Source organism: Myroides marinus (assembly GCF_900109075.1).
Classification (GTDB): Bacteria; Bacteroidota; Bacteroidia; order Flavobacteriales; family Flavobacteriaceae; genus Flavobacterium; species Flavobacterium marinum_A.
Map to the genome: position 1 here is coordinate 111,142 of NZ_FNYS01000010.1, position 14,527 is coordinate 125,668.

Genomic DNA, 14,527 nt, shown 5'->3' on the forward strand with positions numbered 1-14,527 from the left:
TTAACTGTTATTTTTCTCCAATAACTAAAGCAGCTCTCCCAAGCCCTCTATTTACAATCTTAACATCTAAGTTATAAGGTGCTTTTTTTAAGAAGCTTCTTAATTCACGAGCAAAACCATCTGTATCTTGAGCCATACCATTAGCTTTGTATAATGGGATACGAACACCCTCATATAATGCCATAGTCTCAGTAGCATCCGATTTATTAAAACGATGATTTACTGTATTCTGAGCCATCCAATTATCAATAGATTCGATTAACTCACTTCCTCCAAATTCACTTTCTAAATCAACTCCTGAACCATTATCAAATACTAATAAATCTAAAGTTACCTCTCTACCATTAGTCAATAAATCATCAAAGTGCGCTTGAAGTTGGTTAACAAAACTGTCCATGTTTACCAATACTGCTTCTTCTAATAATACAGCTACTTCTGCTGAAAATGAAGGGGCACCTGTACCTTGAGCACCTGCAACTTGTTTACTTGTATATGCATCTAATGCTCTTAAGTTATAAGTAATTGATTTTTTAGGTCCTGTTGATTTTACTTGCCAGTCAACTTCTAATATAATATCTGATTTAGCAGCACGTCTAATACGATCCAATGGGCTCTCAGCTAATGCTGCTCCCGAAGTTTTACTTGTCAATTGACTATTCTCTGCATTCACCTTATTAATTGACTTCATCGTAGCAGATAAATCTTTAAGAGGGAATCCTCTGTCAGCCATTAAGATATTTATCTTAGAAATTACATTCATCAAATCTGCATGTAATAATGCTAATTTATAATCTGGAATATACTCTTCTACACCTTGATTATAATATACTTCCATCACACGGTTAGTTGTACACCAAGAATCTGATGGTACTACCATTAATGAAGGTTTCTTCGCTTGAGCAAATAGTGCTGCACTAAATAAACACAAGCAGATAGTCATAATTTTATTTTTCATAGCTATTTATTTTTATTATTTCGTCCTTAACAAGACGCTTTTCTATTTCTTTACGATTAACTGTTACTTCTACACTGTAAGACTCATAAGTAATCCCATTCTTAATTACATTACTCTGAAAGGCTATTCGTCTTACTGAAGTATACTTTCTATTCTTTCCTCCCTTTTTAAAGAACTTATCGAAGTACTTCTTATATCTTTCCTCTGCATTAGTTTCTTTTACTATAGGTTTTACAGAACACTGTTTTTTATCAGTAACAATACCTCTAAACATAACAGTCTTAATAGCTTCTTCTTTTGCTTCTGCTATAGCTGCACTTCTATTTCTTCCCTGAGCAAAGACTTGTACAATCTCATTCCCATACATATCTGCACTAATGCATTCAACATTATTGCCTGTATAAAAACTAGCCATTGTATTAGTAGGTTTACTTTTGCAAGAAGTCAGTACAAAGACCAAAAGGATAAAAGATATTCTTAGTATTCTATTCATCATTCTAAAGTTTTAAATTAAGTAAGGTGATAGAAAATATATTAGAACCCAGCTGATAAACTCTTAACAATACCAGCTACTTCTAAATCTTTACGAAGTAAATCTTTAGATACAGATACTACGTATCCTACTTTGTACTCTTTTTTACTAACTTTCACTACCTCTGGAACAGAAGATGAAATAGTTGCATATTTTAAATAAGGGCTTTCTTTACCAAAGAAAGAATTGAAATAATCTGCTTTTTCATGTTGAATTGAAGCATCCTTGATTAATGGACGTTGAGAAACACAACCAACTCCATTTGCAGCAAAACCACGGAATAAGACTCCATGTACCGCATTCTTCTTAGCCTCTTCATTAGGTATAGTACCTTTATTACTATAAGTCCATATTTTAACTAAGAAGGTTCCTTCACTTCCGGTACCAGCACATTCAATGTCATATTTCCATTGAGCAGCTTCTTTTTTAGGATTACTAGCGAAAGTAATATGTGCTGAAATCGAGAATATCGCACATAACAAAACAAGTGAATATTTATTCATTTTTCAATAAATTATGTTATACAAATATTTTTACAATATCTTTTAACACAAATTTATATCAATTCAACATGACATTTAAAAAAATAAGATATACAAAACAAACATGTCTCTGTAATCTCAATAAAACCGTAAAAAAAAATGTGAAACTGTGTTTTTTTTGAGTAAAGCACACTAAAAAAACACCTTCTTTTGGGATTATTCAACTTTGCTGTGTTACTATTTATTCTTTGTTACTTTTTTAATTATTTGATTTTATTCATTCATAAAACAACATTCTTCTTAAAATGTCCTTTACAGTGAAAAAATAATCACGTTTTGCACTCTTAAAAAAACACCAAAAATTACTACATACAAAAAAAGCTGCCTCACTAATGAGACAGCTTTAGTATATAACATACTGTTATTTAATTCATTTTTAAACGAATAACTTCAATTATTAAAATCTACGACAAGTTATCTTTCAGTCTTTTTAATTCAGATTTTTGAAGTTTATATTCCGCTTTTCTATTATTCTTCTCTAACTTTCTTTTAGAATCATTATTTCTGTACTTTGTTTCAATATTCTTAATATCTTTCTCATACTCTATTTCTAATAATTCTAATTTGTACTCTATCTCAGCTTTTGCAGTACTAACTTGGTATTTATTATAAGATTCTTTATCCCACTTGACCTTTTGAGATTCATTTAAAATGGCATAAATATCATTTCGAAAGCTCATAGATAACTGACGTTTCTTTTGGCCTTTTTCTCTTCCTGTCAGAGAATGATCTCTTCCAATAGCAGCAAACTCACGACCAATGGAACGTTTACGTTCTATAATTCTATTACGCTGATCTGCTGTAAGCTCATAATACTCACTTCTATTTAATAATTCAGAAGAACTTTTTTCATAATTAGATTCTACATTCTTCTTTGGAGACTGTGCATAAATATTATGCATTGTAAATAACAATGTCCCCAATAATAAAACTCTTTTCATAGCTAAATGTTTTAAAATTAAAAACAATCTTTATCCTTATAAAGATTACTCAAATAAAACAACTTGCACAGAATTAGACAACTATAAATAGTTAATTCACATAATTTGACAATTAAACACTCACTTTGTTTAACATTACAGTAAAACTAAGCCAATAACACATCAATTTGTCAATGTTTACTCCCAAATCCATCCGTAAAACCTTTAAAAAAGCCTCTTAAAATAAACTTTAAGAGGCTCTTTTATATAATAAAAACAATTTTAAGTCAATAAATACCATATTTGTGCTACAACAAAACATACTATTACACCAAATAAAATAGGTAATAATGAAGCTACTGCTGTCCACTTAGCGCTATTAGTTTCCTTATAAATTGTATAAATCGTTGTACTACAAGGATTATGTAATAAGCTAAATAACATTAAGTTTATTCCTGTTAATGTCGTCCAACCAGCCATATGTAATATATTAGCTATCTCTCCATCTGATACTTCAAACATTACTCCTGCTCCTTCACCTATAGATGCGTCTCCTAATACCATAGCAGTAAGCATAAGTACCGTAGGAATAACGATTTCATTAGCTGGTATTGCTACTATATAAGCCAATAAAATAACTCCATTTAACCCCAAGAAAAGACCAATAGGATCTAAACCATGTATAGTCCATAAAGCAATACTCTTATCACCAATAGAGATATTACAGATTAACCAAATAATAGCTCCTGCAGGTGCAGCGAATACTATAGCTCTCCATAGTACAATTAGCGTTCTATCAATCAAAGATGTATAAATAGTCTGTAGTATTCTAGGTGGTCTATAAGGTGGCAACTCAAGTGTAAAGAAAGATGCTTGCCCTTTAAGCATTGTCTTTGACAGCATCCACGAAGTAAAGAATGTAAACCCTATACCTAACACCACAATTCCCACTACAGCCAATGTAGACACAGTATGTGATAAATACGAAGGTACTAATGCTCCTATGAATATACTTGCCATTAATATCTGAGTAGGCCAACGCCCATTACACAAAGAAAAATTATTTGTGATTATAGCTATCAGTTTTTCTCTTGGACTATTGATAATACGTGTAGCTACTACTCCTGCTGCATTACACCCAAACCCCATACTCATAGTCAATGCCTGCTTACCATGTGCACCAGCTCCTTTAAACAGCCTGTCTAAATTAAAAGCTACTCGGGGTAGATAACCAAAGTCTTCTAGTAGTGTAAACAGAGGAAAAAATATAGCCATAGGTGGCAACATTACTGCTATAACCCATGCAGTAGCTAAATATACTCCATCTATCAAAAACCCTGATAACCACCAAGGAAAGTTAAGACTATCTGCTCCTCCTTTTAAAAGTGGATATAACTCTTCTAATAATAAATAAGAAAGTGCACTAGAAGGATAGTTAGAACCAATAATAGTCAACCATAGTATTCCCCCTAACATTAATAACATAATAGGAAAACCAAAGCGCTTACTCGTCACCACATTGTCAATCATACGATCAACTCTAAACGCACGTTGATTAGTATCTGTCTTTACAGTACTCTTTACAGTTTTAGACACTTGAGCAAAGATAGCTCCTGCTACATTATCAGAATAATCAAAACCTAACTTCTCATGATAGTGATTTGCTAAGTCTATTGTCTCTTTTATATTTTCACTATCCACTTTAGCAGACAGCGTTTGATTAACTAATGCAGTCTGTATATTAGAGTCCTGCTGTATCAAACGCATCGCTAGCCAAGATGGGCTAGGTAAGTCAGCATCAATACTAAGTAACTTATCCGCTACCATCTGTACAGCCTCACGAGACTCTCCAGATATTCCAGATATTGTCTTGTGTTCAGGTATATACTTACCTGTAGCTACTTGATCTATAGCTACTAGCAAATCACTAATTCCCTCTTTATTTCTAGCAGAAGTAGGTATCACAGGTACACCTAAATCTCTAGACAGTCCACGCACATCTATCTCTACACCATGTCTTTTAGCTTCGTCCATCAGGTTAAGACACACTACTACCTTATTTGTAATTTCTTGTATCTGTACTACAAGGCTTAAGTGACGCTCTAATCTTCCTGAATCCACTACTACTACTGTCACATCTGGACGCCCAAAAAGAATAAAATCCCTAGCTACTTCTTCATCTTCTGAAGTTGACATTAGAGAATATGTTCCTGGTAAGTCAATAATCTTATACTTACTATCTTTAAATTGAAAACTTCCTTCTGCTCTAGTAACTGTTTTACCTGGCCAGTTTCCAGTATGCTGTTTTAACCCAGTTAACGCATTAAATATTGTGCTTTTTCCTGTATTTGGGTTTCCTGCTAATGCTATTGTATAGTCAAACTTACCAGATATATCTCCAAGTTTCTTAAGTTCAGCAGAAGCATTAAGATCACATATTTCACAGGCTGATTTTGCCATAACTCTTTTCTCCTTCTCTTTATTTAATTAGCTAAAGTCACTAATACTCTTTCTGCATCTTCTCTCCTAAGCGAAATGATTGTATTATAAATAGAGTAAGCCACAGGATCTTTTAATGGGCTAATATTGTGTATATGGATCTCTGCTCCATGTACAAAACCAAGATCAAGAAAACGCTGATGTACCTCTGCTGGACATCCACGCTCTATTCCTTGTATGATAGCCTTCTCTCCTATTGCTAAATTTGATAATTTCATCTACTAGTTCTTTAGATGTGTAAAATTACAAAATTAGACAAGTCTAACAATTAATTTAGTGTTAAAACATTTATATAAACATATTCTAAATTAACCTTTTGACTTTAGTAATTATGTTAAACCACTCTTTTAGTACAAGCTTAATAACAAAAGAGAACCCTAGTTAATAAAAAAACAATAATTCAGTTTAATTACTTAATAGTTTATAATATTACATTCTGTATAGCAGCATCTCACTATCTTAGTTATAACTACACCTTGAGTTATTGTCATACTAGTATTTATAGGACTCAGAGTTCACATATATCCTAAAGTTACTTGAGCTATATCACCAATAACTCAGCAATGAATCTGGTATGACTCCGTCAAAACATTACAATTAACGGACTCACTACGGGCTCATAACGGAGATACAACGGGGTTATCCAAATTACAAATAACAGTATATACTGAGGATTTTAAAACAATATTCTTCCCATCACAAAAGAAAAGAGCAACTAGTAAGTAGTACTAATTGCTCTCTTAATATATCTTCTCATAATACTGTCTGCTCTATACAGCCTTAAACGCATTTTCGAAAGGTACTCGATGTACTAAACTACGCCCCAGTGTTACCTCGTCTGCATACTCTAATTCATCTCCTACTGCTATACCTCTAGCAATTGTAGATGTTACAACTCCATAATCCTTAACTTGCTTATAAATGTAGAAGTTAGTAGTATCTCCCTCCATTGTAGAACTTAGTGCAAAGATTATTTCTTTTACCTCACCAGCTTTTACTTTTTCTACTAATGTCTGAATATTTAATTGGCTAGGGCCTACACCATCTATAGGAGATATTTTTCCTCCTAGTACGTGATATATTCCTTTAAAGATCTGAGTGTTCTCTAATGCCATTACATCTCTCACATCCTCTACTACACAAATAGTCTGATGATCACGTGAATCATTAGCACAGATATCACATATCTCTAAGTCTGATATATTATGACAACTCTTACAAAAGATAATATCTTTTCTAAGTTTAAGTAATGCTTCTGCTAGATGAAGAGTTTGCTCTTCTGGTTGTTTTAGAATGTGTAACATCAAACGCAACGCTGTACGCTTACCAATACCTGGTAACTGAGACACCTCTTCTACTGCTTTTTCTAATAATTTTGAAGGAAATTCCATAGCTGCAAAGATAAAAAATAAACAATTCAAACAACTGTTTTCTAATCTCGTACTATTAGTTATTTATCTGTTAATCTAATGCTTCAAATAATAAAATGTCAAGACCTACACCTCTGCTCATCACTTTTATCAATCCGTAAAATCAAAAAGAATAATTTGCAAAAAAGAATTACTTTTGAACACATACGTAAAATCAGAACAAACACTATGACACCATTAGCTATCATATCTATAATAATAGTTTACTTCGGTATCCTAATAGGTATATCACATTACATCAGTAAAAAAGACAGTAGTAACGACGCTTTCTTTAGCGCTAATAAGAATGCTAAGTGGTATCTAGTAGCCTTTGGTATGATAGGTACCGCATTATCAGGTGTAACATTTATATCTGTACCAGGAGAAGTAGGTTCGCCTAATGGAGAGCAATTTAAATACTTTCAATTTGTACTAGGTAATGCTGTAGGTTTTTTACTGACCGCATCTATCCTATTACCTTTATATTACAAGTATAACCTTGTATCTATCTATACCTATATAGAGAAGAAACTTGGTCATTATAGCTATAAGTCTGCAGCTACAATATTCTTACTAAGTAGAACTATAGGTTCGGCATTCAGACTATATCTAGTTGTAATTGTATTACAGCGTTATGTATTTGACTACTTTGGTATTCCGTTCTTTGCTACTGTTTTAATAGCTCTATTACTTATTTATGCCTATACTTATAAAGGAGGATTAAAAACTATTATAGTTACAGACACTTTACAAACGTTCTTTTTAGTTGCATCTGTGATATTCACTATTATATTTATATGTCACAGTTTAGATTTATCTGCTGTTGAAGCGTTCGAAACAATCAAGAATAGTAATTATTCTAAAGTCTTCTTCTTTGAGGATTTCATTTCTTCACGTTATCACTTCCTTAAGCAATTTATAGGAGGAATATTCGTCACATTAGCAATGGTAGGTTTAGATCAAGATCTAATGCAAAAAAATCTTAGTTGTAAGAATATCAAAGAGGCACAAAAGAATATGTATTCATTCACAGCAATATTTGTTGTGATTAACTTATTCTTCTTAGGAGTAGGAGCTTTATTATATATCTATGCAGAGAAAAATGGTATTTCTGTACCACTAGATCTAGCGAGTGGTAAGCCACGTACTGATTTACTATTCCCTGAGATAGCATTTAATTATCTAAGTCTAGTACCTGCAATTATATTTCTATTAGGATTAACTGCCGCTACATTTGCAACAACAGATTCGGCATTAACAGCATTAACTACATCATTTTGTATAGACTTCTTACATATGGATAAAAAGAAAGATGATAAATCAAATGTATGGAAGCGAAAATTAGTGCACCTAGCATTCTCTTTATTAATGTTCTTAGTCATCATCTTGTTTAATGCCATTAATGATGCATCAGTAGTAAGTATGATCTTTAAGATAGCCTCATACACATACGGACCACTATTAGGTTTATTTACATTTGCTATATTATTTAATAATAGAGCAGTAAAAGATAAAGTTGTTCCTTATATATGTCTAGTTGCTCCCTTTATCACCTTATGGATAAGTAACAATTCGGCAACCTTGTTAGGAGGATATATATTTGATAATGAACTTATATTGGTAAATGGCTTAATTACTGTACTATTGTTATTTATAGCTAGTACTAAACGAATTGAACCAATAACAGAATAAATAAAGTGCAATCAACATATAAAAAAAGGTATTAAATAGTAAATAACTATCTAATACCTTTTTTTTATACAATACTTGTTAATACTGTTCAGTTCTTAAAAGCACCAATGTACACGCTTCTTCTGACTGGATATCATTTTTTGACAACAAAGAAACAAACACACTATTCTCTGTTCCTGGATTAAAGATTACACGTCTAGGGTGAAGCTTTATAATATCATCATAAAACTCTTCTTGACGAGTTGGATTGAGATATAGTGTCACAGTATCAACATCTTCATAATTCTTCCAATCTTTGAATATATCAACATCTAATACTTTACCCTCTTTCAGTCCATGTGCTACTACTTCATGCCCATATTCTCTAAGCATATTTATCGCTTTATTAGAATATCGCTCTTCTTTCAAAGATGCACCTACAACTAATGTCTTCATAATTTTTATATTTTTAACAAATTAAACACAAATAACTCTAATTAAAACTAAACTTACATCAATATAATACATTTTTAGAATTTAAACTACTGATTCTAATAAAGAATATTTTTAAAAATTAGCCAATTTTTAAGTACTTTTTCTAATAATTTTTAGATAAATGATAAAAGTCATATTTCTGACACAAATTTAACAGTAATTTTACTCTAGAAATTTAAAATCTCAATTATGAAAAAGTTACTACTTTCAATTTTAGGAGCTGCATTATTCGTGAGCGGTTCTTCATTCGCACAAGAAACTAATAGTGCACCTGAGAAAACAGATTATAAATGGCAAATGCGTCTACGTGGTGTAGGTGTAGTTCCTCATAACAGAGCAGATATCGGAATTATCGGAGGTCAAATCGATGTAAGCAATAACTTCATCCCTGAATTAGACTTCACTTACTTCTTCACAGAAAACTTAGCTGCTGAGTTAATCTTAGGAACAACTAGACATACAGTAGGAACATTAGGATCAAATCTATCAGCTATTGGTGGACCTTCTTCTGCTAATGTTGATTTAGGAAGTGTTTACTTATTACCTCCTACTTTAATGTTCCAATACCACCACAAATTTGGTGAAGTATTTAAACCATATGTTGGTCTTGGAGTTAACTACACTATTTTCTATAATGAAAAATCTGGTGTAGCACAAGATATTAAGTATGACAACAAGTTTGGATGGGGTTACCAATTTGGTTTTGATATTGATTTAACAGAGAAATTCTTTATCAACGTTGACTTCAAAAAGTTATTCCTAAAAACAGACGTAACTGTTGATGCTACTAACTTATTACCTGCAGGTACACCAGCAGGAACAACATTACCAATTCCTGCTAAAGTTAAGCTAGATCCAATGTTAATTGGTTTTGGTGTAGGAATGCGTTTTTAATTATTTAATGAGACATTTTTTTTTGCCACCCTTATCTGTTCTACAGGTAAGGGTGGTTTTTTATTGTCTATTTTTTAGGCGACCTTTGTCTTTTCAATGAAACACAATAGGTCACTATAGAATGCAAAATAAAATCAGTTTTAAAGACATTAATAAACTAGCTATTCCTGCAATATTCGCAGGTATCTCAGAATCTTTAATATCTCTAACTGATATTGCTATCGTAGGTAACGTAAAGGAGAATAGCGTAGAAGCTTTAGGAGCTGTTGGATTAGTAGGTTCTTTCTTATCTGCAATTATTTGGATTGTAGCACAAACCAAGACTTCCATATCTGCAACTGTATCTCAACATTTAGGAGCTAATAGAATATTTGCTGTCAAGACACTAGTTCCACAAGCAATACTATTTAACTTTATACTTAGTATCTTATTATTCATATTTACTACTTTATTTGTAAATGAGATATTCATAGCTTATAATGCAGAAGGCTTATTATTAACATACGCTAAAGAATATTATCTAATTAGAGCTTGGGGTTTTCCTTTGACTTTAATCACATTTGCCTTATATGGTGTATTCAGAGGATTACAAAATACATTATGGGCGATGAAATGTAGTTTAACAGGAGCTATAATTAATGTGGTGCTTACATACTATTTTGTATTTGGTATTGAAGGAGTAATTCCTGCTATGCATATCAAAGGAGCTGCTTATGCGAGTGTCATTGCGCAAAGTATAATGCTAGTTATGGCTTTATACTACTTTTTTAAATACACACCTTTTTCATTAAAAGTTAGAAAAACTATCAACCCTTCACTAAAGCCATTAATAATAATGAGCTTTAATTTCATTATAAGAACAGCTACACTTAATCTAGCCATCTATTTAGCTAATGCATATGCAACAGGATATGGAAAGAACTACATCGCTGCCCAGAGTATATTGATGAATATATGGTTATTCTTCTCTTTCTTTATTGATGGATATGCTAGTGCTGGAAATGCCATTTCAGGTAAACTTGTTGGAGAAAACAACTACCAAACAATGTGGAAAATGAGTAAAGATATTAGTAAATACGCCATTATAATATCTCTACTATTAATTGGTATTTGTATAGTTTTCTACAGACCAATAGGATTGTTATTCAACCAAGATCCCGAAGTAATCTATGTATTTACTAGTATTTTTTGGCTAGTTTTATTTATGCAGCCGATTAACTCCTTAGCTTATATATTTGATGGTATATTTAAAGGAATGGGAGATGCAAAAGTATTGCGTAACAATCTGTTATTCGCTACATTTTGTGGTTTCATACCTACTCTATTAATTCTTGATTATTTCAACTTTAAACTATACAGTGTATGGATTGCTTTTGGAGTATGGATGTGCTGTAGAAGCTTCCCTTTAATGTATTTCTTTAAAAAGAATTATGTGGATCAATAGATAATGCAACAGCGTTGCAAACATAGTTCTATATTATTTATAATGATTATATGTTAGTACATTTGTTATAAATCAATAAAACATCAGAATTATGTGTCAAGAACATTCAAACCATAATCACTCACATAACCACGAACAACACAATCACAACAATGATCATGACCACAGTCATGAAGGAGAAAATACTAAGTTATTCGTTGGTTTTAGTTTGGTAATGCTCTTTATCGGAGTAATACTAGCAAACGTATTAAAGGCTGAATGGTTTATCAACAACAACTATCTACGATTAGCTTGGTATGCTGTGGCATATTTACCAGTAGCATTTCCAGTACTTAAAGAAGCTGCTAAATTAGGAGTTAAAGGTGACTTCTTTAATGAGTTTTCACTAATGAGCATCGCTACTATAGGAGCTTTTGCTATTGGAGAATACCCTGAAGGAGTAGCTGTAATGGTTTTCTATACTATAGGAGAAATATTTCAAGAAAATGCTGTTAATAAAGCCAAAGGAAATATTAAAGCATTATTAGATATTCGTCCTAATGAAGCAACAGTATCTAGAAATAATCAATACGTTGTGGTAAGCCCTGAGGAAGTTCAGATAGGAGAAATCATCCAGGTTAAAGTTGGTGAAAAGATTCCTTTAGATGGAGAGCTTTTAACTGATAAAGGTAGCTTTAATACTTCTGCTCTGACAGGAGAGAGTAAACCTAATACCTACGAAAAAGGAGAAACTGTACTTACTGGAATGATCAACCTACAGAATGTAGTAGAAATCAAAACAACTAAATTATATCAAGATAGTTCACTAGCTAAGATACTACAAATGGTACAAGAAGCTAGCGCTCGTAAAGCAACTACAGAATTATACATCAGAAAGTTTGCAAAAATTTATACACCTATTGTATTCTTCTTAGCTGTAGCCTTAACTATCATCCCTTACTTCATACTAGGTAGTGAATATATTTTCCAGACTTGGTTAGGTAGAGCATTAGTATTCTTAGTAATATCTTGTCCTTGTGCATTAGTGATCTCTGTTCCACTAGGATACTTCGGAGGTATCGGTGCAGCATCTAAAAATGGTATTCTTTTCAAAGGGTCTAACTATTTAGAACTCATGGCTAAGCTAGATATCGTAGTAATGGATAAAACGGGAACGCTTACAGAAGGAGTATTCAAAGTACAAAAAGTAGAGACTACAATAGAGCAAACTGAATTTGTTTCAATAGTATCTGCTATCGAAAAACAATCTACTCACCCTATAGCCAAAGCTATAGTAGAGGCATATCCTACAAACAAAACAGCTGAAGAAGTACATGAGATTTCTGGTAAAGGATTAATGGGTAAAGTAGATAATAAAGAAATACTAGTAGGTAATACAGCTCTTTTAAAGCATTATAACATCTCATACCCTACTGATGTAGATAATATAGTAGAAAGTATTGTAGTAGTAGCTATAAATAAAGAATACAGTGGATATATCACTATAGCTGATCAAATCAAATCAGATGCTAAAGAAGCAATCACACTTATGAAATCCATGGGGGTAAGTAAAACAGTGATGTTAAGTGGTGATAAAGATACTATTACTCAAAAGGTAGCAAAAGAGACAAATATAGACTTAGCTATGGGAGGTTTACTTCCTGAAGGAAAAGTAGAACAGGTTGAAAAACTTAAAAAAGAACATCCTGATAAGTCAATAGCATTTGTCGGTGACGGTATAAATGATGCACCTGTCTTAGCTTTAAGCGATGTAGGTATAGCTATGGGAGCTTTAGGTAGTGATGCTGCTATCGAAACTGCAGATGTAGTAATCCAAACTGACCAGCCTTCGAAAATAGCAACAGCTATGCACATAGGTAAAGAAACACGCAAGATTGTAATCCAAAACATTACTCTAGCATTAGTAGTCAAAGTGATAGTATTGATACTGGGTGCTGGTGGTGTTGCAACAATGTGGGAGGCTGTATTTGCAGATGTTGGAGTTGCGTTACTTGCCATACTAAATGCAGTAAGAATTCAAAAAATGAAATTTATATAAACAAAAAAACCTGAGAGTAATATCTCAGGTTTTTTGTTTAATCTTATTCATATACAGGTGTTACGTCATAACCTTTCTTTCGCAATAACTCAATAACACCAACCTCTCCTCCTAAATGAGCACTTCCCACCGCAAACAAAGTTGATTCTATTAACATTATCCTTCCCATTTTTTCTACCCACATCTTATTTCTATTATCCAACATAATACTTTTAACCTCCATAGGCATAAATTGAGGATCAGTACCTAGTTCATAAAGTTTATTCATATCTTCGTTCTTAAAGGCTTCAATAATACTTGTTAAGTTATCAGTACTTTCGTCTTTTAACTTTAATTGCCTCACAATCTCTTTAACAGAAAAAGCTTTATTAAATAGTTCTAATTGTTCTTTACCATGCTCTAATCCTCCGAAATTCTTTCCTTTTTTCATTCCAAGCATAATTAACTCAACATCATAACTAACCACTTCACACTGCAGTTCCTTATTAGTCATCAAATTCATTAATCCTAAGGAAGAAATAGAGTCCACTTCGCTATTAGATAATCCGTACTCATTAATCAATAATTCTACTAGCTCTTTCCGATTATCTTCATCCAAATTTCTTGTTAGAGATACTTGATTATTCATAGATTTCTGAATTTCCACAATCTCTTTAGGATCAGTAAAGTTTACTTCTAAAGTTAGATTATCTACTCTGTCAATAACCCTCTGTACCTTAGGTGTCAACACGAAATCATCTTTACACATAATATGAATAGTCCCCACAATATATGAGGGCTTATGTAATCCATTTCCAGTGATCTCCCAAAGTAGGGATTTATCTAATACCTCCTGTCCAAAAATAGAAACTATACTAGTGAAAAATAAAATACTAACTAATATGTGCTTTCTCATAACTTACCTTATTAAGTACAATTCTTAAATGTACGCACTAAACCAATAGCATAAAGCTAATAAAAACAAAAAATCCCCAACCTCTAATGAGATTGGGGATTCTATAAAGAAAGGCGGCGACATACTCTCCCACTGGTTAGCAGTACCATCTGCGCTAGCGGGCTTAACTTCTCTGTTCGAAATGGGAAGAGGTGAGCCCCGCTGCAATAACCACCTTAAATCGGTTGTTACTT

13 protein-coding genes and 1 rRNA gene are annotated in these 14,527 nt (G+C 32.5%); 4 read left to right on the forward strand and 10 right to left on the reverse strand.

Going from position 1 to position 14,527, the window contains the following annotated elements; translation table 11 throughout:
• Positions 1-7 precede the first annotated feature (7 nt).
• The 7 genes from BMX53_RS11595 to recR all read right to left on the reverse strand — a co-directional run bounded on the left by BMX53_RS11595 (position 8) and on the right by recR (position 6,839).
• Positions 8-955 carry a DUF6175 family protein gene (locus tag BMX53_RS11595; protein WP_063176581.1) on the reverse strand — a complete coding sequence of 316 codons (948 nt, stop codon included), beginning with the start codon at positions 953-955 and terminating at the stop codon, positions 8-10.
• Positions 945-1,448 carry a hypothetical protein gene (locus BMX53_RS11600; protein ID WP_244154503.1) on the reverse strand — a complete coding sequence of 168 codons (504 nt, stop codon included), beginning with the start codon at positions 1,446-1,448 and terminating at the stop codon, positions 945-947. The genes BMX53_RS11595 and BMX53_RS11600 overlap by 11 nt, the downstream gene beginning before the upstream one ends.
• 41 nt (positions 1,449-1,489) lie before the next feature.
• Positions 1,490-1,990, reverse strand: a complete 501-nt coding sequence (locus BMX53_RS11605; RefSeq protein WP_074746472.1) for a hypothetical protein — start codon at positions 1,988-1,990, stop codon at positions 1,490-1,492.
• A 443-nt stretch (positions 1,991-2,433) separates the two neighbouring features.
• Positions 2,434-2,970, reverse strand: a complete 537-nt coding sequence (locus BMX53_RS11610) for a hypothetical protein (protein WP_074746474.1) — start codon at positions 2,968-2,970, stop codon at positions 2,434-2,436.
• 261 nt (positions 2,971-3,231) lie between these two features.
• Positions 3,232-5,409: a ferrous iron transport protein B gene (gene feoB / locus BMX53_RS11615; RefSeq protein ID WP_038985788.1), complete on the reverse strand. Its 2,178-nt coding sequence runs from the start codon at positions 5,407-5,409 to the stop codon at positions 3,232-3,234.
• Between the two features lie 23 nt (positions 5,410-5,432).
• Positions 5,433-5,666, reverse strand: coding sequence for a FeoA family protein (locus BMX53_RS11620; protein WP_038985786.1), 234 nt, complete (start codon positions 5,664-5,666; stop codon positions 5,433-5,435).
• A 552-nt stretch (positions 5,667-6,218) separates the two neighbouring features.
• Positions 6,219-6,839 carry a recombination mediator RecR gene (gene recR, locus BMX53_RS11625; RefSeq protein ID WP_038985784.1) on the reverse strand — a complete coding sequence of 207 codons (621 nt, stop codon included), beginning with the start codon at positions 6,837-6,839 and terminating at the stop codon, positions 6,219-6,221.
• 207 nt (positions 6,840-7,046) lie between these two features.
• Between recR and BMX53_RS11630 the strand changes: the two genes are divergently transcribed.
• The gene (locus BMX53_RS11630) at positions 7,047-8,549 is read left to right on the forward strand and encodes a sodium:solute symporter (RefSeq protein WP_074746476.1); all 1,503 of its coding nucleotides are present in this window, start codon (positions 7,047-7,049) and stop codon (positions 8,547-8,549) included.
• 78 nt (positions 8,550-8,627) lie between these two features.
• Here the strand turns inward: BMX53_RS11630 and BMX53_RS11635 are convergent, their stop codons facing one another.
• On the reverse strand, positions 8,628-8,984 hold the full coding sequence (locus tag BMX53_RS11635; RefSeq protein ID WP_038985782.1) for a CoA-binding protein: 357 nt from the start codon (positions 8,982-8,984) through the stop codon (positions 8,628-8,630).
• Positions 8,985-9,212: 228 nt separating this feature from the next.
• Here BMX53_RS11635 and BMX53_RS11640 point away from each other — a divergent pair, with 228 nt between their 5' ends.
• The 3 genes from BMX53_RS11640 to BMX53_RS11650 all read left to right on the forward strand — a co-directional run bounded on the left by BMX53_RS11640 (position 9,213) and on the right by BMX53_RS11650 (position 13,399).
• Positions 9,213-9,917 (forward strand): OmpW/AlkL family protein, encoded by a 705-nt coding sequence (locus tag BMX53_RS11640; protein ID WP_074746477.1) that lies wholly within the window; start codon positions 9,213-9,215, stop codon positions 9,915-9,917.
• A gap of 121 nt (positions 9,918-10,038) precedes the next feature.
• Positions 10,039-11,361 carry an MATE family efflux transporter gene (locus tag BMX53_RS11645; RefSeq protein ID WP_074746479.1) on the forward strand — a complete coding sequence of 441 codons (1,323 nt, stop codon included), beginning with the start codon at positions 10,039-10,041 and terminating at the stop codon, positions 11,359-11,361.
• 91 nt (positions 11,362-11,452) lie between these two features.
• On the forward strand, positions 11,453-13,399 hold the full coding sequence (locus BMX53_RS11650; RefSeq protein WP_074746481.1) for a heavy metal translocating P-type ATPase: 1,947 nt from the start codon (positions 11,453-11,455) through the stop codon (positions 13,397-13,399).
• A 43-nt stretch (positions 13,400-13,442) separates the two neighbouring features.
• Here BMX53_RS11650 and BMX53_RS11655 read toward each other — a convergent pair whose 3' ends face one another.
• Together BMX53_RS11655 and rrf are read right to left on the reverse strand one after the other, a co-directional pair.
• Positions 13,443-14,294, reverse strand: a complete 852-nt coding sequence (locus BMX53_RS11655) for a TraB/GumN family protein (RefSeq protein ID WP_074746483.1) — start codon at positions 14,292-14,294, stop codon at positions 13,443-13,445.
• A gap of 108 nt (positions 14,295-14,402) precedes the next feature.
• Positions 14,403-14,512, reverse strand: a 5S ribosomal RNA gene (rrf, locus tag BMX53_RS11660).
• Between the last annotated feature and the right edge of the window lie 15 nt (positions 14,513-14,527).

Bases quoted from the DNA above. Each gene is read 5' to 3' on its own strand.
- BMX53_RS11595 (WP_063176581.1), bottom strand. From the start codon at position 955: ATGAAAAATAAAATTATGACTATCTGCTTGTGTTTATTTAGTGCAGCA.
- BMX53_RS11600 (WP_244154503.1), bottom strand. From the start codon at position 1,448: ATGAATAGAATACTAAGAATATCTTTTATCCTTTTGGTCTTTGTACTG.
- BMX53_RS11605 (WP_074746472.1), bottom strand. From the start codon at position 1,990: ATGAATAAATATTCACTTGTTTTGTTATGTGCGATATTCTCGATTTCA.
- BMX53_RS11610 (WP_074746474.1), bottom strand. From the start codon at position 2,970: ATGAAAAGAGTTTTATTATTGGGGACATTGTTATTTACAATGCATAAT.
- feoB (WP_038985788.1), bottom strand. From the start codon at position 5,409: ATGGCAAAATCAGCCTGTGAAATATGTGATCTTAATGCTTCTGCTGAA.
- BMX53_RS11620 (WP_038985786.1), bottom strand. From the start codon at position 5,666: ATGAAATTATCAAATTTAGCAATAGGAGAGAAGGCTATCATACAAGGA.
- recR (WP_038985784.1), bottom strand. From the start codon at position 6,839: ATGGAATTTCCTTCAAAATTATTAGAAAAAGCAGTAGAAGAGGTGTCT.
- BMX53_RS11630 (WP_074746476.1), top strand. From the start codon at position 7,047: ATGACACCATTAGCTATCATATCTATAATAATAGTTTACTTCGGTATC.
- BMX53_RS11635 (WP_038985782.1), bottom strand. From the start codon at position 8,984: ATGAAGACATTAGTTGTAGGTGCATCTTTGAAAGAAGAGCGATATTCT.
- BMX53_RS11640 (WP_074746477.1), top strand. From the start codon at position 9,213: ATGAAAAAGTTACTACTTTCAATTTTAGGAGCTGCATTATTCGTGAGC.
- BMX53_RS11645 (WP_074746479.1), top strand. From the start codon at position 10,039: ATGCAAAATAAAATCAGTTTTAAAGACATTAATAAACTAGCTATTCCT.
- BMX53_RS11650 (WP_074746481.1), top strand. From the start codon at position 11,453: ATGTGTCAAGAACATTCAAACCATAATCACTCACATAACCACGAACAA.
- BMX53_RS11655 (WP_074746483.1), bottom strand. From the start codon at position 14,294: ATGAGAAAGCACATATTAGTTAGTATTTTATTTTTCACTAGTATAGTT.